We start from the raw sequence: 21,244 nt of genomic DNA, 5'->3' as shown, positions 1-21,244 counted from the left end.
GGCGTCACAGGCGAACAGATCGGTAGCTTGTTGAAGTGCGTGGAATACAGCTTATTGTCGACTCAAAGGAAGATCATCGCGGCGTTAGATGAAAGCGATAAAGAACGCAATTAACTAGCAAACATATCGCATAAAAAAGCCTGCTATTTTTGCAGGCTTTTTATTTTCTTTTTTCTTTCTTAAGCGGGTTTTTTTCAAGCTTATTGGCTAACCATTCAAACTCTTGATACATTGTAGGATGTTTGTTTGTTTTGCGTAATTCATAGATAAAAGGCTGAAATTCTGTCCAATCACGTAAGACTGTACCGCAACGCATTCTTTTAAATAACTTAAAGTCGAAGGCTTTCTCTCTGATCCCAGTAGCAACAAACTCATAGTTGTTTAAAACGAAAAGGATAGATGACCGCTCTTCTGAGCCGATATGACTTCCGTTCGAATACTGAGTAATGCCTTGTTTTTTCAATAATGGATTTACAATAGAATTAGCTTTCTTCAAATCTAAATCATTTTTTTGATGCAACACTAAATCAACCGTAGCACGTCTACGGTTGATGACAGTATTTCTATAAATTGAAAATAATGCCGCAAGGGCTGAAAGCGCTAGGATGGAGGTTTTGACATCCATTTGGCTAAGTAGATAAGTTTGTAACGTAGGTTCCATTTAACGTCCCATTTAGGGAAGCGTTATCGGTCTTCCCATTCATCTCTAATAGACATAGTAATCCCCTTTCTTGGTTCACGTTGTTCACTTCAATGTATCAGTTTTTACTGATAACAGCGAAGCGATTCTTGATCAACCGCTCGAGATTCGTGAATCTCGAAACCAAATATTATTGCATAAAACAAAAACTATCAATTGTTATTAGATGAAAACTTACACAGCTAACTGCTTTTTAGCCTCTTTTGCACAGTTCTGCCATACATTGCAGGTTGTACTAACTAGCAAACATATCGCGCTGCAGAGCCTGCCTTTCTTCGAGGGGCAGGCTTTTTATTAGGGCAATCGCCATTTGTTGCGTGGTGTTTCTAGGTGGGTTTAAATCGTGGGAATGGCTCAACTTGTAAACAAAGCTGGCGCTACAAGCCTTTCGTGTTGAGACATTGGCAATACAATGTCTTTCACTGTCTCACACAATACGTTAGACGAGGTGATCAAGGCTTTGTTGTAGCAAAGTTAAGGGGATATGACAGTTTAGAATGTATGTGTTTTTTAGGCAAAAAAAAGCACCCGTTTAATGGGTGCTTTCTAAGTGTAATTTAGAGAGACATGACATTTCAGCTCTAATTGCTTGGTGTGAGAGGCCTCTCTACGTACTAATATAGTCATTTTGGGCTTACATGTAAAGCCATTTTAGTTTACGCATAAAGTAAACTTAGTTTATCAACAAAGTCTTTTCTAGCTCACAAATTAGCTATTTGGCTGCCAAAGAAGAAGCCCTTCCCTAGACCATTTATCTGCAGGATTTGGGCCTTCTTTTGCGTAAACACTGGCAACGACATTGTAGAACTTACCACGGCCCATCTGTTTATTTGGGTGGATTGGGATAATAATCGGACTTGATTGATGTATTTCTATCGTCAGAACCACAGCGGAACCAGCGGCATGAACAGAAGCGGATTTAAACAACCCTTTAGGATTATCTAAAATACTCGGCAACCGCTTTAGTAAGGAAGTCGGCATACCATGATCAAAACAGGCTTTTTCAATCACTGAGCCTGTTATAACAATCGGAAGCTCTGGAAAATTGGCATGATCCACTAAATATTGAGGTGTATCACCTAAAATCAATACCACTTCTTTCTTGGGTGGTGCACCAGTCATAGCGTCCTGAATGATCGCGGTTACAAGACTTGTGTAGTTATTCAACTATTGTTTTCCTTGATAAAAGTATGTGACGCTTTAAACACCACCCTATGAAAATAATTTTACCACAAACGTACGCGAAGTTTAGGATTCGAGTACTAACAGGATAGCTTATAGAACACTGACGCACATTATCTTTTCTATGCCCGCAAAGCCGTCGTTGGTTTCTGGCAATATGGTCAATAGATCACAGCGTATAAATTGAACACGACATTCACTATTAGTAATAAAACAGCCTGAGAGGTTTAGAAGATAAAAATGGGGAGTACAAAGAATGGTGCCCAGAGACGGAATCGAACCGCCGACACGAGGATTTTCAATCCTCTGCTCTACCGACTGAGCTATCTGGGCAAATACTGGAATAACGACCTTAACATAAGGTTCGTTATTTTAAAGTAAAAAAAAGGCCATCTGAACTAACAAATGGCCTTTCTTTATAAATCATGGTGCCCAGAGACGGAATCGAACCGCCGACACGAGGATTTTCAATCCTCTGCTCTACCGACTGAGCTATCTGGGCAAGTGCGGCGTATTATAGATGAGTCTCTTTATTCGTCAACACTTTTTTTAAATCTTTTAACAAAAACTTAGAAAAGCGCTTAGGTCTGTTATTATCTCCCCATATCAAGGAGATAAAATATGCTGCACGTTGTTTTGTACCAACCAGAAATTCCACCTAATACAGGTAATGTTATTCGTTTATGCGCCAATACTGGCTATCAACTTCATTTGATCGAGCCATTGGGGTTTGACTTAGAAGATAAGAAGTTACGTCGAGCAGGGTTGGATTATCATGAATTCACTCGCTTAAAACGCTATCCTGATTTTCAAAGCTTTGTCGATCAGAATGACATCGGGACTATTTATGCGCTGACGACTAAAGGCAGTCGCCCTCATAGTGAAGCGGCTTTTAATGAAAACGATGTGTTGGTGTTTGGCCCTGAAACCAGAGGGCTTCCTACCGAGTTCATTGAAGCGTTACCAAAAGAGCAACGCCTTAGATTGCCGATGCAAGCGAGTTCTCGTAGCCTGAACCTTTCTAATACCGTTGCTGTAATGGTCTATGAATCATGGCGTCAGTTAGGCTATAAGATGCCTCCCAGTGACCAATAAACACACAGAGGCAAGATGAATTCGATTGGATTACTGTTAAGACGCAAACACACTCGCCGCCAGTTTCGTAGCAAGGTGCATCTTCATGATAAGAGAGATTTAAAGAAGCGCTTTATTCTGCTCGCGGCGGTTGTCGGTTTACACTGTATCGCAATGGTGTTCTTTGAAGATCTTAATTGGTGGCAAGCGTTTTGGCTAACAATGACCTCTGCGACGACCACAGGCTATGGTGACATCTCCGCTGTTACCTTTTGGGGACAGTTTTCAACCATTGTGTTGATTTACGGAATGGGAATCACACTGGTCGCTCAGATCGCAAGTGATTATATTGAACTGCGAATAACCAACAAAGAAATGCGCATTAAAGGCCGCATGGAGTGGAATACTATGCAAGATCACTTGCTCATCATTAACACCCCAAAATACGACACAGAACGCTATCTAGACCTGCTAGTCACTCAGGTAACCAATACTCCTGAACTAGCAGAAGTGCCTATTCAGATTCTCACCCCAGACTTCCCTGAAGGCTTGCCGTTAAAGCTTCGTTCGCAAGGCGTTGTTCATCAAACAGGTGAGGCAACCACAGAGGGCATGTTGCTTTCTTCTGGTGCAGATAAAGCGAAATACATCATTGTGCTGTGCTCAGACTATCAAGAGCCGCATTGTGACAGTGTCACTTTTGATATCCTACACAGAATACAGACACTTCACTCATCGGCCTTCATCCTTGCTGAGTCCATTGACGATAGTAACCGAACACGTTTCAAGAAAGCAGGAGCCAATGCGGTCATTAGGCCAGTTAGAGCTTATCCAGAAATGCTAGTTCGATCTCTTATTGCTCCAGGTACGGAACAGGTTCTTGAAAACTTATTCCGCTATGAAGGCGATCATACGATTCGTTTGGATATTCGCTTAGAAGGGTTTACGTGGGCAGACATAGTCACCAGACTCATTCAAAACAATATTGGTACGGCGCTGGGCTTTGAAAATAACAATGGGGATATCATTACTCATCCTGCGACTTCTGAAAAAATATCCGCTCGGTCACTGATATTGCTCGTCGGAGATGAGCAGGTTTTACCGAGTAAAGAGCAGATCGCCAGCTACTTTACGCCTAATTAAGGATTCGTTCTTTTTCTGTTATATATGAGCAGAATTTGAGTGTTTTTAGACTTTTTAGACATAAAAAAACTAGGCAATGCCTAGTTTTTTTATGCTTATCTATTTTATAGCTGGCCAGTTAAGACCAGGTATTTTTCCATTAGCTGTTCTTCCGTTTCTTTACGATTCGGGTCTAATGGAATGCAATCAACGGGACAAACCTGCTGACATTGCGGCTCATCATAATGACCAATACATTCGGTGCATTTAGATGGGTCTATGACATAAATTTCGTCACCTTGAGAAATGGCCTCATTCGGACATTCTGGCTCGCAGACATCGCAATTTATACATTCATCGGTAATGATCAGAGACATTATTCTTCTCTCCTAACAATCAGCAAGGCAATTCTCGCCAAACCAAAACAAGCGGTTAACGTTTCACCGAGTTATAGTGCTCTTTCAGAACACGTGCTACTTCAGGGTTCACAAATTGACCAAAATCACCGTCTAAGGAAGCAATTTCACGCACTAAAGTAGACGAGATATAAGAATACTTTTCAGAAGGCGTTAGAAAAATGCTTTCTACATCAGGCGCAATCGCACGATTCATATTCGCAAGCTGAAATTCGTACTCAAAATCAGAGACAGCACGAAGCCCTCTCACAACAACTTGGCCCTGCACTGAACGTGTGAATTCAGTCAGTAAGTTATCAAAACCAACAACCTCAACATTCGGCAAATGGCCTAATACTTTTTTTGCTAAAGCAATACGCACATCATGAGAAAGCGCTGGCCGTTTTTTAGGGCTCGCCGCTACAGCTACGATAACCTGTCTAAACAGTTTTGACGCACGTTCAACCAAATCAGTATGGCCGTTGGTAATGGGGTCAAAGGTACCCGGATAAACTGCAATCGCACTCATAGCTTTCATCCAAAAATTTATTAAAGGGAGAATACCTTGGCTAGCTGATTATTTACTGTCCATTTTGTATTCCCATTGAGGGGTCGCATCATATAGGAATACGACCCCTTTCTCAATTCACTAGCGTCATTACAGATATGCATTAAGCTTATAAGGCTCAACGCTGTCTGATTAAATAACGTATGGCGATAGAAATTGTTTCAGTAATGAAATCGCCAAGAAGATAAAAATTGGAGATAAGTCCAAGCCACCTAATGGAGGAATAACACGCTGACAGGTGCGATACAAGGGTGCGGTAATTTGCCCGACCAGCATGGCGCCTGGATGATTTGCTCCTGGCGCAACCCAACTCAAAATAACAGAGAGTAATAAGGCCCAAAAGTACAAATCAAGCAGATGGTAAATCGTACCTGCCACAGTATAAATTGCATAATGTACCGGCGTACCGGCAAAGCCAAGCATGGTAAAAATGATTCCGACGGTTACCAGTTGTACCAATAAAGCCAACACAAGGCAGGCGGTATCAAGACGGCCAAAAGAAGGGATTATCTTACGTAATGGCAATAACAATGGACTGGTCGCTTTAACAATCCCTTGGCTAATCGGGTTATAAAAATCGGCGCGAGTCAGCTGCAATACTAAGCGTAGCAATACGACAAATAAATAAAGGTTTGCAATGGTTTTAATCAAAAAAACAAATGGATCTGACGTCATGAAAAAATTCCTCGTTACTCTGTTTGACCAGAAAATTGGCTAGCAAGCTGCTTAGAACGGTCCACACAAGCCGTCATGGCATCATCGACTATTTTGTCAATGTTTGCCGCTTCAAAAGATAATAATGCTTGTTCTGTTGTGCCGTTTGGTGAAGTGATATTTTTGCGTAACTGGCTAATGGGGTCATCCAACTCAGTTACCATTTTTGCCGCACCCAGCATGGCATAAGTCGCTAATTGACGGCATGCTGCTTCATTCAGGCCTTGTTCTTGCCCACTTTTGACCATCGCTTCTAAGAATCGAAAGAAATAAGCCGGTGAGCTACCAGACAACGCCGTCACCGTATGCATGTGCGCTTCTTCCTCTACCCAAACCGATTCACCGATACTGGCAAATACCTCAGACACCCACGCTTTTTGCGTGTCATTTGTATGTGTATTAGCAATCAGGCCGGTCATGCCAGCGCCCACTTGAGATGGCGTATTCGGCATGCTGCGAATGACAGAAACAGATTGTCCTAACCATTTTTCAATCGCCGCTAATTCAACGCCTGCGGCGACAGATAAGAAAATTTGCTCAGGGCGAACCTGATCAGCAAAACCTTCGATAACACCTTGAATTTGTGCAGGTTTAACGCACAACACAACCGCATCTGCTTTTGCAACTGCTGCGTTATTATCTGCCAGCATTTCAATGCCAAAAGTAGCGCTGTATTTATCACGTTTTTCCGCTGTACGGGAGGTCCCCATAATTTTTGAGGCAGGGTATCCCGCATCTATCATACCGCCAATAATGGCACTCGCCATATTACCCACGCCAATAAAGGCAATACTTGGTTTCATTTCAAATCCTAATTAATCTATTGTTAACTCGTCTAATTGACGTGTTTATTCACCAAAAGACGGCCTAGCCATCTTTTTAAAATCACTCTGCTGGTTATCATTTTATAATGCGGGGTAATCTCTCGCACCAAAAATAGCCGTTCCCACTCGGACCATTGTGCTACCCGATGCAATCGCGGCGGGTAAATCGCCGGACATTCCAATCGACAATGTATCTATCATGCTATCAGTCACCGCCAATTCAAGGAAGGCTTGATGTAAGGGCGCATACACCTTCATTTGAGCTTCTAGGCTTTCCTGTGGTGCTGGTATTGCCATTAATCCACGTAGCCGAAGATTTGGCAGTGTCTGAATAAGAGCAACCAATGTTTTTAAGGCTTCTATTGAAACACCTGATTTACTTTCTTCACCACTGATATTCACCTGAATACATACATTAAGAGGTGACATGTTTTCTGGTCTTTGCTCGTTTAAACGACGCGCAATTTTCTCACGATCAATGGTATGTACCCAATCCATATGTTCCGCAATTAGGCGCGATTTATTGGACTGGATTGGACCAATAAAGTGCCATTCAATGTCTGTTAAATGCGCCAAAGCTTGACGTTTATCAACCGCTTCTTGGACATAATTCTCACCAAACAAGCGTTGTCCAGCTTGATAAGCCACTTCTAGTGCTTGCAATGGTTTAGTTTTACTAACAGCTAATAGACGAACACTGTGATCTGACCGATGATACTGACGTGTTAATTCCGCAATTTGTTGAGAAATTTCAGCGAGTTTAGCCTCTATGCTCATAGCAGCTTGCGCTCCTTTTTTATTCGATAAGGCAAACAGGAATGGTTTATGGCACCTTTTTATCAGACTGTAAAAAGGTAAAGGGGAATAATAGCATTATTATTAAATATCGGATAAGAAACTAAAAAGTATAAAACTCTGAGCTTGTTGCATAAATAACACCGTGAAACTCAATACGATAGCCAAAATCAGTTGCTACCGAGCTGGATGCATAAAGAGTAGCACGGTGCAAATCATCCAGCGTGGAATGCTCTGGGTAATAAGCCATTCCAATGCAAATACCTTCGGCAATCAGACGGTTTGATTCACTGCCAGGAAAACGAATCGCTTTTAGCAGTTTTTCTGTGACAATTTCAGCGTCTTTCATATGACGAATGCGAATTCCCATGACAAATTCACCGTCACCATAGTACGCAACCAAGTCATTATCACGAATGGTACTTTGAATAATACGGGCTAATTCCTTTAAGTTTTTATCGTCACCCGGCTCTAATTTGGCTCTAAATTTTAAAGAAATAAGGGCTACTCGAGAAAAATGACGACGAGAATCTTTCAAAACCATGGAGAAATTATTTTCAAAACTGAAAGAACTTAACAGTCCAGTTTTAGGGTCATAGTGCCCTTTTTCTAATAAAATTTGATCTGAATTTTCTCGCAACCCTGCCGCTTGTATAAGTTTAGCGCCATCGTTAAGAACCAGTTCCATAAGACCATCATGCTGTTGTGACGTAGTCTTTTGGAATACTACCATAAGGTAAGTAGCGCCTTTTAACTCATGAACATTGAGCATAAACGCTCTGCTGAAACCATTGCTCGTTAAAAACACCTGCCATAAAGACCACTCTGATGATTGATCAATGTTTGACTCTTTACGGATGGGACAAGAAGGGCTTTTTGAAAAGGTGGCTAATGATTTGGGTAGTACTACGATATGTCCTTCCGAGCGCAGTAGCTGTGCACTTGTCTGGTCGTGACTAACGAGAGACCATTCATCTTTATCGGCGTCTTTTATCAACAAGACTCCATAAGTTTCGGCTGAAATTCCCTGACAACGTTTGAGAATTTCTTCCCAAAAAAAGGCAACAGATCTACCTTCTGCAATCGATAACAAGCGCTTAGTATGTTCAGCATTTAGTTTTTTAAATTGATCGCATTCTTTTTCAAGTTCATCAAGACGGCTACGCAACAAATGAATTTCGTCATGCTCTACAAGATGTGAATCCATATAAAAAACCACAATAGTTGATATTAATAACTAGACTATCAAGTCGGCCATAAAAGTAAAGATTTAACAAAACAATTGAGCCAACGCGCTGCTCGCATTGACTCAATTTATATCACACTAGTTGGTAGACTCGTTGTCCTGAGATAAAAGTAGACATGACACGTCCGGTAAAACGCTCGTCTAAATAGGGCGAGTTTTGGCCTTTAGTTTTACGGTTTTCTAATGTCCAATCCCATGATGCGGTGCTGTCGAACAAAACAAAATCTGCAAAGCTACCCGCGGTTAAAGTACCAGCCTCTAAACCAAAGCAAGAAGCAGGTCCATAGGTCAGACAAGACAAGACGGTTGGTAAATCTAAATCGCCTTCATCAATCAACTTCATCGCCAGCGGCAATAAAACTTCAACATTCGCCATACCGGGTTCAGTGGCGGCGAAAGGGGCTATTTTAGCCATTTTTTCGTGCGGCTGATGATCTGAACAAATAGCCGTGATCACGCCGGCTTTGATACCCTCGATCAAGGTTAAACGATCATCTTCACTGCGCAACGGAGGCAACACATGGTAATGACCATTAAATTGATTAAGTACTTGGTCACTTAACAGCAAATTATGCACTGCAACATCGGCCGTAACATCAAGACCAGATGCTCTCGCATTAGCAATCATCTCGACAGACTTACCACACGATAGCCGAGCGAAATGCGCACGAACGCCACTCTTCTCAACTAATAACAAATCACGCATTAGCGCGATGGTTTCTGCGGTTTCAGGAATGCCTGCCAACCCATGCATGGTGGACATCAAACCTTCGTGGGCACAACCACCTTCTGACAAACTGCTTTCATCTGGGTGGAAAACCACCAGCAAATCATGCGTCGCTGCGTATTCTAATGCGCGATACAGCACTTTTGTGCTTGCCATTGGTCGGCGATGGTTTGACAAGGCCACACAACCTGCGTCCGTTAATGACACCATATTACTCAAATGCGCGCCGTCCAAGCCTTGCGTAAGCGCGCCCAGCGGAAACACATTCGCCATACCTGCGGCATCAGCTTTATCTTGGATGAGTGCTGCGACGGCAGGCGTGTCTACGATAGGATTCGTATCTGGGGGGCAAACCAAGGTTGTCACACCACCAGAAACGGCAGCACGGCCTTCTGTTGCGATATTACCCTTTTGAGAAAAACCAGGCTCGCGCAATGCCACGGCCAAATCCACTAAGCCAGGCAACACCCAAAGCCCAGACGCATCAATCACTTCTGCATCTTCAAAGCCATCTGGAGCGTCACCAATCGCGGCGATTTTTTGGTTTTCCACATACAGATCAGTAACAAGATCCACACCTTGGCTAGGATCGATAATACGACCATTCTGAATTCGTAATTTCATGTTATTTATCATCCCCTACCGCTTGTGCTTCACCACGCTGCAACTGACCACTCATGGCCATCGACAACACCGCCATACGAACCGCAATGCCGTTGGTCACTTGATCCAAAATAACGGAATGTTCACCGTCAGCGACTTCTGAGGAGATTTCTACTCCACGGTTAATCGGACCTGGATGCATCACAATCGCGTCAGGCTTCGCCCATGCTAGAGAGTCTTCAGTCAATCCATACAAGCGATAGAACTCGCCTTCACTTGGTAACAAGGCGCCTTTCATGCGTTCTTTCTGGAGGCGTAACATGACCACTACGTCGACATCTTTCAGGCCTGCTTCAAGATCGTGACAAATGATGGCACCCATTTCGGTGAAGAACTCAGGCACTAAGGTTTTCGGCCCCACTAAACGCACCTCTTCAACACCTAACGTCGTCAAAGCATGAAGCTGAGAGCGAGCCACTCGAGAGTGCAAGATATCGCCAACAATCGCGACTTTAAGCCCTTCAAATGCCCCTTTGTGGCGACGAATCGTCAGCATGTCCAACATGGCTTGTGTTGGGTGTGCATGTCGGCCATCGCCCGCATTAATAATCGCCACATTAGGCGTGCAGTGTTCTGCGATAAAATGCGCTGCACCACTGTCTGAATGTCGAACAATAAACATATCACTCTGCATCGCTTCTAGATTTTTAAGCGTGTCTAGAAGTGATTCCCCTTTGGAGGTGGCAGACGTTTCAATATTAAGATTAATAACGTCCGCAGAAAGACGTTTAGCGGCTAATTCGAAGGTGGTACGAGTACGAGTAGAATTTTCAAAAAATAGATTTACGACGGTTTTACCGCGAAGGAGAGGGACTTTTTTAACCGACTGCTCACCCATCGAAAGGAACGAGTCCGCTCGATCTAAGATTTCCGTCAAAATGGTTTTATCAAGACCATCCAATGTTAAAAAATGTTTTAGCTGACCGTGTTCATTTAATTGTAATGCCCGAGGGTCGGATCGCATCATGGTTTGCTTTCCTCAAACTGCAAAGACAAAATCGTCTTTCTCTGTGTAAGATAGGAAAATGCCCAGCATAGAGTATTCCATAACCGGGCATGTGTGACGCTAAGCAGTGACCTCACTAGATAATTTAAATGTAATATCAAGCGCTTCAACCACCTTGCTAACCACCTTTATCCAGTTGCTAATTGTCGTATTTGTAGACTGAAAAATAAAGCACGATAGACATATTAATGCGCTTCAATCACAGAAACTGTAAGGGGTGAAGGCCCAGATAGCTTAACTCTTTGGTCAGGATTAAGGTTTAACTGCTCACCGATCACATCCGCTTGAATTGGCAGCTCATGTTGACCTAAATCGTAAAGAATCGCCAAGCTGATACTAGCAGGTCGGCCAAAGTCAAAAATCTCATTCATCGCTGCTCGAATTGTTCGGCCTGACATCAACACATCATCCACCAAGATAACATGACGGTCTTCAATGGCAGGAAGCGAGGTTTGGTTTACTTTAGGATTCAAGCCAGCGCGGGTAAAATCATCACGATAAAAAGTAATATCGAGCGTCGCCAAAGGTTCATCTGTCTCAACGGCTGACATCAATTGTTTAGCAACCCAAACACCACCAGTATGAATACCTACAACAATCGGGTTTTCTATGCCCTTTTGTTCACAGTAGCGGGTTAATTGTGCCTTCATCGACGCAAGAGACTGTTCTAAATCTAACTTCATTTCTACTCCACTATATATTGATACCAACAGGCGATTAATGATGAAAATTTCTGTTTGCTTGCCGATACGTGGTCGCTATTCTGACAATTCCATGAACCAAGTTTCTAGAATCATTTGCGCTGCCAACCCATCAACTGAGTTTTCTTTAAAATTGCGATTACCACCACGCGCAATCACTTGGCCTTTTGCTTCATAAGAAGACAAGCGCTCATCCATCATATGGTAAGGACGGTTAAAACGTCCATGAAGTCGTTTGGCAAATTTACGAGCACGCTGGCACATTTCATTTTCTGAGCCATCCATGTCCAATGGCAAGCCAACAACAAAGGCATCTGGAAGCCATTCATCCACGAGCTTAGTGATCTCATCCCAATTGGGAATGCCTTCTTTGGCTTTTAATGGAGCCAGAGGCGTTGCGCTGCCAGTGATAGATTGCCCAATGGCAACCCCCATTCGAGTGGTACCAAAATCAAAGCCCAATACCGTATTAACGGTATTGGGCTTCTGGTTATTACTTGGTGACGGTGTTGCTGTCATTAAGCATGTCCTATGTCCGGTGAAAGTCTTGCCATGTCAATTCCCAACACTTTAGTCGCGGCGGTAAATTGCATGTCACTTGGTGTATTGAATAATACGTCTAAATCGGCCTCGCATACCAGCCAATCATTATTCGCAATTTCAGTTTCTAATTGTCCGGCGTCCCAACCGGCGCACCCGAGTGTGATACGAAACGCCTCTGGACCATTGCCTTCAGAGATTCGCTCTAAGGTTTCTAACGACGCTGACAATGATATTTCATCGGTGATTTTCAGCGTATTACTCCACGATTTATCGGCGGTATGTAAAATAAAACCACGCTCTGCTTCCAGAGGGCCACCATTGTAAATAGGTTCGGAGGTAAGACTAGGACAGGCGATTTGCATGCCCAGATGATCCGCTAACTCAGTAAAATCAATATTGGATGGACGATTAATGATAATGCCCATCGCCCCTTCTACATTATGTTCGCAAAGATAAACCACAGTATGTTCGAAGTGTGGATCGTCAAGATGTGGCATTGAAATTAGAAAGTGATTTTTAAAAGAATCGAAAAATGATGTCATACTAATTTGCCCTCTTTATTATGAATACGCAGTGAATTCACGTCATTAAAACGCCTCAGAATAAGGCTAATGTACATAGAGCGTCTCGGCTAAAGATATATGGCCGACAGTTACAGTATAGGACAAGCTTTAAAATTACCCATCCAGAACACGTTATTTATCTCGATTTCACTTCAAAATGCATTAATCAGGCGGTAAACTGATATCAGCATATAAACACTCTTTTATAAAAAGCGCTTATATACAAATACCGCTTACCGATCCGAGGCACAAGTAAAATGTCTTTTAAATCATCGCTTACTAGGTTGAATACACCGACGCACGTCGTTGCATTTGGCTGCGCGACCGCGATAGATTTAGCAGATTGGCAACGTCATTATCTTGCTGAGTCCATCGACTTACGCCTCTTTTTTCACAGTGGCTGGTCTTCTTAACGCCCTGCTTTGTCGCATGATTCCATTATTAACAGGTAACAACGCTCACCGTTGTCGTACTTGTCATATTGCCTTTTCTCGCCTAACCGCGGGGACAACGACATGGCCTTTGGCCAACAGGAAAACACCATGAAATTAGAAGCCATAGATTACACCAGCGCCACGGCACAAGAAGATTTTGTTAAATCCCTTCACGACACCGGTTTTGGCGTTTTGAAGAATCATCCCATCCAAAAATCCTTAGTTAGCGCCATTTACCAAGAGTGGCAGACCTTTTTTGATAGCGAAGAAAAGTACGACTACCGCTACAACAAAGGCACTCAAGATGGCTACTTTCCACCAGATGTGTCTGAGACGGCAAAAGGCCACACCAAAAAAGACATCAAGGAATACTTTCATTATTACCCTTGGGGTCAGTGTCCAGAAGACAAAAAAGCCTTACTCGCTCAGTATTACGCAGAAGCCAACAGCTTAGCCGCTGAGCTCTTAGCGTGGGTTGAAAAGCACACGCCGGCCGACATTGCTCAGCACTACTCTCAGTCGCTTTCGAGCATGGTGGCTAACAGCGACCAGACACTCCTTCGCGTGCTGCATTACCCGCCATTAAAAGGCGATGAAGAACTTGGCGCTATCCGCGCTGGCGCGCACGAAGACATTAATTTGTTGACGGTACTGCCTTCTGCCAATGAACCCGGCCTTCAGGTACAAGCGAAAGATGGCAGCTGGATGGATGTCCCTTGTGACTTTGGCACCTTAGTGGTGAACATTGGCGATATGCTACAAGAGGCTTCTGGAGGCTACTTTCCGTCTACCTCACACCGTGTGATCAACCCAGAAGGTGCGGATAAAACCAAGTCGCGTATTTCATTACCCCTCTTCTTGCATCCAAAACCGGAAGTTGTGCTATCTGAACGCCATACCGCAAAAACCTATCTGTATGAGCGATTGGTTGAGCTAGGCGTTATTTAACTGTCTCGCCATACCTATCGGCTCTGTCCGTTAGCTCTACTAGTAAAGAAAAGGCGCGCTAAATACCATTTAGCGCGCCTTTCTTGTTAACTCCGACCCAATCAGACTAGTCTTGATAAAACACCTATAACAGCGCTTTAACAGATAAACTCACGCCAGATAAGAGCAATAACACCAAAGCGATACGTTTAATTACTTGAGGAGAAATATTCGGCGGGTAACGCTTCGCTAATAGCGCGGTAATAAAAACACACGGAAAGCCAATGACACTGATCCAAATCATCGGTAACGTGATTTGCCCACCCACGCCCATAATAACGATGCGTAATAAGCAGGAAATAAAGAAAACACTTAATAAGGTGGCGCGAATCACACTAAGTGCAATAGGCTGACGATACATTAAATAAGAGATTGGCGGCCCTGATGTTGCGAACAAACCGCCAAAGATGCCAGAAATACCACCAAATATAAAATACACCCAAGGTCGTGAGGGTTCTGCGTCCTTTTTGGGTTTCATTAAGCTCATCAAACACGCAAAAATAATAGTGATACCAAGCAATAGCTGCAACCAATGCAGCGCATTATTACCGAAGTAACTCAGCAGATACACTCCGATCGCAATCATAGGTGTACAAGCAATGAAGTACATAATTAAGTTCTTCACATTGACCTGTTTCCACACACCACCATATAAGCCAATGGCCGCATTCACCATACTTAATGCACTAACCGAAAAAGCAGCAACTTCTAGCGATGCTAAAGAAAACAACCCTGCGCCACACATCACAATCAAGCCAAAGGCAAAGCCCGTTATACTCTGAATGTAACTCCCTACTATGAAGACGAAGAGAAGCAATATTGAAATATCATGCATAGAAACACGCTCAACTGACAAATGTTACGGCTAAAAATAATTGATTAGTACGCATTAAATCACAAACATTTTAAAAAGGTTAAAATAAGTCACTTTATAATCCGTATTACTAAATATTTTTTACTTATAACATGTAGATAGCAATGATTATGAGCAAATAAAAAACACGATGACGTGATCTTTTTAACCAATCAGACGTCGATGTTAAGCACAAAGAATTGTGTAAATCATCAGCAAAAACTGTCATAAAGCTATGCTTTCTATTTTAATTTCTTATTACTGCCCCCACCTTATTCTTAATACTTTTATTTTAAATTTTATTGAGAACAATTATGAAAGATCAAATCGATATACAGTTTGTCTCTGACATCATGTGTCCATGGTGTGTTGTTGGCTTAGGTAATCTTAATGAAGCGTTGGCACAGCTAGACGATAAAGTCTCTGCCAAAATCACCTTTCAGCCCTTTGAACTTAACCCAGACATGCCTCAAGAAGGGCAAGATTTTAATGAGCATATTCAACAGAAATACGGCATTTCTAAAGAGCAATCTGACCAAAACCGTCAGACAATCAAAGAACGTGGTCAAGAAGTCGGCTTTGACTTTGCCTTCAAACCAGAAAGTCGTATGTGGAATTCTTTTGATGCGCATCGTTTAATGCATTGGGCTGAACACGAAGAGAAGCAAGCTGAGTTAAAAAATGCCCTATTCAAAGCCCATTTTACTCATGGCCAAGATATTAGTAACTACGATGTATTATCCGGCGTTGCCGCAGCTGTGGGGTTAGACCCAAAGGCCGCTAAAGGCATTTTAGAAAGTGGTCAGTTTGCAGAAGAAGTACGCCAGAAAGAAGCTTTTTGGCAGCAAAATGGCATTACCTCAGTTCCAACAGTGATCATCAATAACAAATATGCGATCTCTGGTGGCCAGCCTGCCGAGGTATTTAAAAAATCACTCGAAGACATCATGGAACAAGAGAAAGCTGGTTCAGCTTAACGATTTAATACCCACGCCCCGCTGATCTCGTAATCAGAGGGGCGTATTTTTTATTTCAGAATAGAAGAAAGCTAAGGGCGATGTCCTAGTTTCAATTTCTGGCGAATACGACTTAACGCCACAGGAGTAATGCCGATATAGGAGGCGATATACTGCTGCGGAATTTGATCTTTTAGCTCTGGATAGGCGACACAAAAATCCAAATAGCGCCGCTCGGCTGAATCCTTCACAAAAGTACTTTCTCGCTCTTCTTTGGCAATGAAAATGGTTTCTAAGAAATGCAAATAGCATTCTAAAAAGGCTTTGTCATGGCGCATTTGTTGGTAAAATTCCGCCCAGTTGTAAGACGTAATGACGCTGTCTTCCAGCGCCTGTATACCAAATAGCACAGGAGACGTCGTGACCATAGATCGCGTCGATCCGATGATTTTTGGTCCTTTTACAAGGGTCTGGGTAAACTCTTTTCCCTCATCAGACACGCTAACATAGCGCACTAATCCTGAGTGCAAAAAATACCATCGATCAACGCACTCCCCTTGCCGAAATAAATACTGCGTCTTCGCAATTAAATGCACTTCGATTGGCGTGGTCAATGCCCGCCAATCGATCTCATCCCCTAAGCGATTAAAGTAAGAAAACACATCATTTTGCAGCTGAACTCGATCCATCAAGACTACTTCTCTGTTTGATTCTTTCGTCAATTAAAGCCAGTGCGAGCAATAGCAGCAAGACTCCCATTAGAAAACCCGCATTTAATAACGAGGCCAAGCGTGACTGTGAGATCGCCGTATAGCAAGCTACCCAGACTGGAATCGTATAAGAAATCGCCAACAAACGGCTCGCGCCAACCTGCACCACCAAGCGTTGTTGTAACACAAAAGTCAGCAAGGTCGTAAAGAACGTCAGGTACAAGGCATTCACCCAAAAACCACGACTCGACCACATTACATGGCCAAGGTCTCCCCATAGTAACGCCACCGGTAAAAGCCATATTGATCCAAATAACATAATCATAAAGGCACCCGGTAACGCTCCCAGAGAGCGCCCCCATTTTTGCACCGACACCACATGCAGCGCTAACAACACACAGGCTCCCAGAAAAATAGAATCTCCTGCATACCATTGAAGACTTGTTCCCTGTTGGGTCGCGAACAAGACACTCATAGCGCCTATTGTTCCCAAGACAAACCCCAGCACTCGTAACCATGATGCACTTTCTTTTAACCACACTTTTGCAATCAGTACTCCCATCAAAGGAATCAAGGTATAGAGTACCGAGGTATGCAAAGGTGTGGTGGATTGCAGCGCCACAAACAGCCCCACAAAAAAGCCCACCAGCGTGCCACTGATAAACAAATATTGACGCACTCTCTGCCAAGATTGAAACAGCTGTCGACACTGCTCAAGCCGCGTCAGTTTGCCGCGACGCCAGCTCACCCACAACGCCAAGCTCATCACTGCCAACGCCAACAGAAAACGAAAGGCAGATGTCGCTAACGGACTTGCGTACGCTGCCATATTGCCAGACACCACAAAAGACGACGCCATTAACCAAGCCCAGAGCAACAAGGTAAAAAGGCTACTCATGATTCAAGCCTATTTTCTGCGGCCAATTTTGGGCTAATAAAACGATCAAAAAGGTGCTCTGCTACCACAAACTCAAGGGCAATCGAAAATATCTCAGCCAACACACGCTGCAGCGCTTCCGCGGAGTCGATCCGTTGTATTTGCATGTCTCCCTGAGTGGTTATTTTCAGCCGCTCATTTTGCAAGAAAACGGTTCTTTGCGGTGTTTTTAAACTCGCTATTAAGTTATTCACAAACACAGCGCTGGCGTGCTTATGTGAATAAAAATGACCTAATTCACAATCTGCATCGCTGTAAGACGCCAGATCAAAACAATAGAGCGTAAACAGAGCCTGTTCTTGTTCAATCTGTAACGCGTATTCACGCATTCCATAAGCCGTTTCATAGGTCGCTATCTGATAGCAATCTTGCCCTGCCGTTTGACGCAAATTAGGCGTCAGCTGCAAGGGGGCAATTGGCCCATTGCCACCAAAGCCAGTGTCGATCAAATAGCGCATGCCATCGAGTGTTAACAAAGTCACTCTATGGGTTCTCGGAGCACTGATATCACGATTATTCAGCACTCTTGCCAATACTAGCTGAACCTCATAGCCCAGCGCCTTGAGCAGCTCAAAAGTGAGTTTATTGTGCTCAAAGCAATAACCGCCTAACTCTCGATTGACAAATTTATGGCTAAGCGAAGCAATATCAAGGGGCAATGCTTCCCCAAGTACCACCGACAGGCTGTTAAAACTGTGACGTGCCACATGGCGGCCCTGTAGCTGCTGAACAAACTCTAAAGAAAGTATATTAGGTGGCGTCAGCCCTAAATCAGTTAGATAATCTTGCAATGCTGGTACTAGCTTTGTCATGCCGATGTCCTCTATGGCGATTTTGTTAACGCCAAGATTAACGAAAAAAAATACCGATGGAATTAACCTAGGTTAATTCCACAGCGCCGTTCTTTAGCAAGTAAGGCCGCTTATTCACCCATTATCATTATTCAGTCTGTTACCCTAGTCTTTGATTCTTTGGTACGGGGGACTTTATTTGAGCCCTGAGTTAACTGTCATTAAGATAACGATGGCGATTATTTTATAACACCCTCGGGATAAATCGCTTAGAGTAAAGAAAGAGAGAAGCAGTGCTTTAAGAAGTCACTTTAGTTGGTGATGTCGTTTGTATAATCACTTTGAGAAAAATGAGATCGTTTTATGCATCATTCCCATTCTATTTTTCAATTTCGTCATATGGTTGGCGAGCGTACGTTTGGCTTTACTGATCTCGCCGATTTAATGGCAAAAGCGACCCCTGCTCGTTCTGGTGATCGTCTTGCAGGCGTGGCAGCTCACAATGCAGAAGAACGCGCCATTGCGCAAATGACCTTAGCGGATGTGTCGCTCTCTTTATTCCTCGAACACCTACTTATTCCCTATGAAGAAGATGAGGTAACACGGCTGATCATTGACGATCACGACAAGCTGGCTTTTGCACCGATTGCCCACTTAACCGTTGGCGGCTTCCGTGATTGGTTATTGAGTGATTTAGCTACACCCGCTGTGTTAAAAAGCATTCGTACGGGGGTCACTCCAGAAATGGCGGCCGCTGTCAGCAAGATTATGCGCAACCAAGATCTCATTCTAGTTGCCAAGAAATGCCATGTAAAAAGCGCCTTTAGAAACACTATTGGTTTACCAGGCCACCTTTCTACGCGCTTACAGCCTAATCACCCAACCGATGACTTAACGGGCATTGCCGCCAGCATGTTAGATGGCTTGTTATACGCCAATGGCGACGCCGTGATCGGCATTAACCCTGCGACCGATAATGTCCAACAAGCCTCACGCCTGATCCGCATGATGGATGAAGTCATTCAACACTACGAGATCCCGACTCAGTCTTGCGTACTCACCCATGTAACCAACACCATAGAATGCATTGACCAAGGCGCTCCTGTGGACTTGGTGTTTCAATCCATCGGTGGCACACAAGCGACCAATGACAGTTTTGGCTTTAACCTCAACATCTTAGCAGAAGCCCAAGATGCCGCACTGTCATTGAACCGTGGCACCGTTGGCAACAACGTCATGTACTTTGAAACCGGCCAAGGCAGTGCTTTGTCCGCCAATGCTCACCATAGTTTAGACCAACAAACTTGTGAAGCGAGAGCCTATGCAGTGGCCCGTAAATTTAATCCGTTATTGGTGAATACCGTGGTTGGTTTTATTGGCCCTGAATACTTATACGATGGCAAAGAAATTACCCGTGCCGGTTTAGAAGATCATTTTTGTGGCAAGTTGCTTGGGTTACCTATGGGTTGTGATGTTTGCTACACCAACCACGCTGAAGCCGATCAGAATGACATGGATAACTTGTTAACTCTGCTTGGCGTCGCTGGCTGTACTTTTATCATGGGCATCCCAGGCTCGGACGACATCATGCTGAACTACCAAACTACGTCGTTTCACGATGCGCTTTATGCCCGCCGAGTATTAGGATTAAAACCAGCGCCAGAATTCGATGCTTGGTTAGCGACAATGGACATCACCAAAAATAATGATCAATTCACACTGAGCAACAAGCTTCCAGAGGCATTTCGCAGTTCGCTTACGCGCATGATTGGAGAGCATTAATGAGTAAGGAAAATAAAGCGGTTCATTCTCGTCAGCAGGAACTTGATCCCGTCACTGAAAATGCTTGGTGTAAACTCAATGCCTTTACCGATGCCAGAGTCGGTCTCGGTCGCGCAGGCATCAGTGTGCCGACTAAACATTTACTGGCTTTTCAACTCGCCCACGCTCAAGCCATTGATGCGGTGCATACTCCTCTAAATGTTTCTCAATTAAGCGATTGCATCGCAAAACAAACATGGTCGCCTAGCGAGCTATTTTTATTACACAGCCGAGCTATAAATCGTGCAGCTTATTTACAGCGGCCAGATTATGGCCGTTTATTAGACACCGCCTCAGCCGACACGCTAGACGTTCATAAAACGGCCCATCCTCAGGGTTATGATCTTGCTATTGCCGTTGTTGATGGTTTGTCAGCTCTGGCGGTAGAACAAAATACTTTGCCTTTTTTGACTGCTCTGTTTGAACAACTACCGGGAGAAAATACCGCAGCAGAGACTCGGTCATCCGATGACAGCTGGACCCTAGCGCCTATTTGCTTAGTAGAACAAGGGCGTGTAGCCATTGGAGATGATATTTGCCAACGCTTAAACGCCAGATGCGTCTTGGTTCTAATTGGTGAGAGGCCTGGTCTAAGCTCACCAGACAGCTTAGGCCTCTACTTAACGTGGGAGGGGAAAGTGGGCCACACCGACGCGTATCGTAACTGTATTTCGAATGTTCGTCCTGCTGGCCTGAACTACCAAGAAGCGGCGAGAAAAGCCTATTACCTACTCACAGAAGCTAGAAATCTGAAGCTATCAGGCGTGAAACTAAAAGACCGCTCCGAAGATAACGTAGCAATTAGAGAGACTCTAAACAGCAAAAACCTTCTAACTGAATAATTTCTTTTACCTGAATTAGCGAGTTAAAGGCTTATATTTGATTAATATGAGCCTTTCTTGCCGAATTCATAAAACTTGTTACGTTTAATA

24 protein-coding genes and 2 tRNA genes are annotated in these 21,244 nt (G+C 43.6%); 7 read left to right on the top strand and 19 right to left on the bottom strand.

Features of this window, described 5'->3' with window-relative positions:
* Positions 1-160: 160 nt before the first annotated feature.
* From V6259_RS01845 to V6259_RS01830, 4 genes are all read right to left on the bottom strand, one after another.
* Complete coding sequence (locus V6259_RS01845) at positions 161-661, bottom strand: DUF4760 domain-containing protein (RefSeq protein ID WP_341583095.1); 501 nt, start codon at positions 659-661, stop codon at positions 161-163.
* A 747-nt stretch (positions 662-1,408) separates the two neighbouring features.
* Positions 1,409-1,867 carry a MuF-C-terminal domain-containing protein gene (locus V6259_RS01840; protein ID WP_341583094.1) on the bottom strand — a complete coding sequence of 153 codons (459 nt, stop codon included), beginning with the start codon at positions 1,865-1,867 and terminating at the stop codon, positions 1,409-1,411.
* A 272-nt stretch (positions 1,868-2,139) separates the two neighbouring features.
* Positions 2,140-2,215: transfer RNA gene (locus V6259_RS01835), tRNA-Phe, on the bottom strand.
* A 93-nt stretch (positions 2,216-2,308) separates the two neighbouring features.
* Positions 2,309-2,384 (bottom strand) — tRNA-Phe (locus V6259_RS01830).
* 119 nt (positions 2,385-2,503) lie between these two features.
* Between V6259_RS01830 and trmL the strand changes: the two genes are divergently transcribed.
* Together trmL and V6259_RS01820 are read left to right on the top strand one after the other, a co-directional pair.
* On the top strand, positions 2,504-2,977 hold the full coding sequence (gene trmL, locus V6259_RS01825; RefSeq protein WP_133010866.1) for a tRNA (uridine(34)/cytosine(34)/5-carboxymethylaminomethyluridine(34)-2'-O)-methyltransferase TrmL: 474 nt from the start codon (positions 2,504-2,506) through the stop codon (positions 2,975-2,977).
* A 15-nt stretch (positions 2,978-2,992) separates the two neighbouring features.
* The gene (locus tag V6259_RS01820) at positions 2,993-4,099 is read left to right on the top strand and encodes a potassium channel family protein (protein WP_341583093.1); all 1,107 of its coding nucleotides are present in this window, start codon (positions 2,993-2,995) and stop codon (positions 4,097-4,099) included.
* Between the two features lie 104 nt (positions 4,100-4,203).
* Here the strand turns inward: V6259_RS01820 and V6259_RS01815 are convergent, their stop codons facing one another.
* The 11 genes from V6259_RS01815 to V6259_RS01765 form a co-directional block, all read right to left on the bottom strand.
* The gene (locus V6259_RS01815) at positions 4,204-4,455 is read right to left on the bottom strand and encodes a YfhL family 4Fe-4S dicluster ferredoxin (protein WP_133010864.1); all 252 of its coding nucleotides are present in this window, start codon (positions 4,453-4,455) and stop codon (positions 4,204-4,206) included.
* Positions 4,456-4,510: 55 nt separating this feature from the next.
* Positions 4,511-5,002, bottom strand: a complete 492-nt coding sequence (gene coaD / locus V6259_RS01810) for a pantetheine-phosphate adenylyltransferase (RefSeq protein WP_133010863.1) — start codon at positions 5,000-5,002, stop codon at positions 4,511-4,513.
* Between the two features lie 171 nt (positions 5,003-5,173).
* The gene (locus V6259_RS01805; RefSeq protein WP_133010862.1) at positions 5,174-5,716 is read right to left on the bottom strand and encodes a YggT family protein; all 543 of its coding nucleotides are present in this window, start codon (positions 5,714-5,716) and stop codon (positions 5,174-5,176) included.
* 14 nt (positions 5,717-5,730) lie between these two features.
* Positions 5,731-6,558, bottom strand: a complete 828-nt coding sequence (gene proC / locus V6259_RS01800) for a pyrroline-5-carboxylate reductase (protein WP_341583092.1) — start codon at positions 6,556-6,558, stop codon at positions 5,731-5,733.
* 102 nt (positions 6,559-6,660) lie between these two features.
* The gene (locus tag V6259_RS01795) at positions 6,661-7,356 is read right to left on the bottom strand and encodes a YggS family pyridoxal phosphate-dependent enzyme (protein ID WP_341583091.1); all 696 of its coding nucleotides are present in this window, start codon (positions 7,354-7,356) and stop codon (positions 6,661-6,663) included.
* 121 nt (positions 7,357-7,477) lie between these two features.
* Entirely contained in the window at positions 7,478-8,581 is a 1,104-nt protein-coding gene (locus V6259_RS01790; RefSeq protein WP_341583090.1) for a diguanylate cyclase domain-containing protein, read from the bottom strand.
* 112 nt (positions 8,582-8,693) lie between these two features.
* Positions 8,694-9,971, bottom strand: coding sequence for a dihydroorotase (locus V6259_RS01785; RefSeq protein ID WP_341583089.1), 1,278 nt, complete (start codon positions 9,969-9,971; stop codon positions 8,694-8,696).
* 1 nt (position 9,972) lies between these two features.
* A complete protein-coding gene (locus tag V6259_RS01780) occupies positions 9,973-10,977 on the bottom strand; it encodes an aspartate carbamoyltransferase catalytic subunit (protein ID WP_133010857.1) in 1,005 nt (334 codons plus the stop codon).
* Positions 10,978-11,201: 224 nt separating this feature from the next.
* The gene (gene pyrR / locus V6259_RS01775) at positions 11,202-11,699 is read right to left on the bottom strand and encodes a bifunctional pyr operon transcriptional regulator/uracil phosphoribosyltransferase PyrR (RefSeq protein WP_341583088.1); all 498 of its coding nucleotides are present in this window, start codon (positions 11,697-11,699) and stop codon (positions 11,202-11,204) included.
* A gap of 75 nt (positions 11,700-11,774) precedes the next feature.
* Complete coding sequence (ruvX, locus tag V6259_RS01770) at positions 11,775-12,236, bottom strand: Holliday junction resolvase RuvX (RefSeq protein WP_133010855.1); 462 nt, start codon at positions 12,234-12,236, stop codon at positions 11,775-11,777.
* Entirely contained in the window at positions 12,236-12,802 is a 567-nt protein-coding gene (locus V6259_RS01765; RefSeq protein ID WP_133010854.1) for a YqgE/AlgH family protein, read from the bottom strand. The genes ruvX and V6259_RS01765 overlap by 1 nt, the downstream gene beginning before the upstream one ends.
* A gap of 278 nt (positions 12,803-13,080) precedes the next feature.
* Here V6259_RS01765 and V6259_RS01760 point away from each other — a divergent pair, with 278 nt between their 5' ends.
* Together V6259_RS01760 and V6259_RS01755 are read left to right on the top strand one after the other, a co-directional pair.
* A complete protein-coding gene (locus tag V6259_RS01760; protein WP_341583087.1) occupies positions 13,081-13,236 on the top strand; it encodes a hypothetical protein in 156 nt (51 codons plus the stop codon).
* Positions 13,237-13,365: 129 nt separating this feature from the next.
* Positions 13,366-14,205, top strand: a complete 840-nt coding sequence (locus V6259_RS01755; protein WP_341583086.1) for an isopenicillin N synthase family dioxygenase — start codon at positions 13,366-13,368, stop codon at positions 14,203-14,205.
* Between the two features lie 124 nt (positions 14,206-14,329).
* Here V6259_RS01755 and V6259_RS01750 read toward each other — a convergent pair whose 3' ends face one another.
* A complete protein-coding gene (locus V6259_RS01750) occupies positions 14,330-15,079 on the bottom strand; it encodes a sulfite exporter TauE/SafE family protein (protein WP_341583085.1) in 750 nt (249 codons plus the stop codon).
* Between the two features lie 332 nt (positions 15,080-15,411).
* Between V6259_RS01750 and V6259_RS01745 the strand changes: the two genes are divergently transcribed.
* On the top strand, positions 15,412-16,074 hold the full coding sequence (locus V6259_RS01745; RefSeq protein WP_341583084.1) for a DsbA family oxidoreductase: 663 nt from the start codon (positions 15,412-15,414) through the stop codon (positions 16,072-16,074).
* A 71-nt stretch (positions 16,075-16,145) separates the two neighbouring features.
* Here V6259_RS01745 and V6259_RS01740 read toward each other — a convergent pair whose 3' ends face one another.
* Genes V6259_RS01740 through V6259_RS01730 form a run of 3 tightly spaced genes read right to left on the bottom strand, consistent with a single transcriptional unit; the run spans position 16,146 to position 18,512 of the window.
* Entirely contained in the window at positions 16,146-16,742 is a 597-nt protein-coding gene (locus V6259_RS01740; RefSeq protein ID WP_341583083.1) for a Crp/Fnr family transcriptional regulator, read from the bottom strand.
* Positions 16,717-17,661, bottom strand: a complete 945-nt coding sequence (locus V6259_RS01735) for a DMT family transporter (RefSeq protein ID WP_341583082.1) — start codon at positions 17,659-17,661, stop codon at positions 16,717-16,719. The genes V6259_RS01740 and V6259_RS01735 overlap by 26 nt, the downstream gene beginning before the upstream one ends.
* A complete protein-coding gene (locus V6259_RS01730; protein ID WP_341583081.1) occupies positions 17,658-18,512 on the bottom strand; it encodes an arylamine N-acetyltransferase family protein in 855 nt (284 codons plus the stop codon). The genes V6259_RS01735 and V6259_RS01730 overlap by 4 nt, the downstream gene beginning before the upstream one ends.
* Before the next feature lie 342 nt (positions 18,513-18,854).
* On the opposite strand from V6259_RS01730, the gene V6259_RS01725 reads away from it, so the two are divergent.
* Both V6259_RS01725 and eutC read left to right on the top strand, forming a co-directional pair.
* The gene (locus V6259_RS01725) at positions 18,855-20,273 is read left to right on the top strand and encodes an ethanolamine ammonia-lyase subunit EutB (protein WP_341583080.1); all 1,419 of its coding nucleotides are present in this window, start codon (positions 18,855-18,857) and stop codon (positions 20,271-20,273) included.
* Positions 20,273-21,154, top strand: coding sequence for an ethanolamine ammonia-lyase subunit EutC (gene eutC, locus V6259_RS01720; RefSeq protein WP_341583079.1), 882 nt, complete (start codon positions 20,273-20,275; stop codon positions 21,152-21,154). Before V6259_RS01725 ends, eutC begins: the two co-directional genes overlap by 1 nt.
* Positions 21,155-21,244 lie beyond the last annotated feature (90 nt).

The organism is Marinomonas sp. TI.3.20, assembly GCF_038155025.1.
Classification (GTDB): domain Bacteria; phylum Pseudomonadota; class Gammaproteobacteria; order Pseudomonadales; family Marinomonadaceae; genus Marinomonas; species Marinomonas flavescens.
This window is presented reverse-complemented; position numbering and strand designations above follow the sequence as displayed.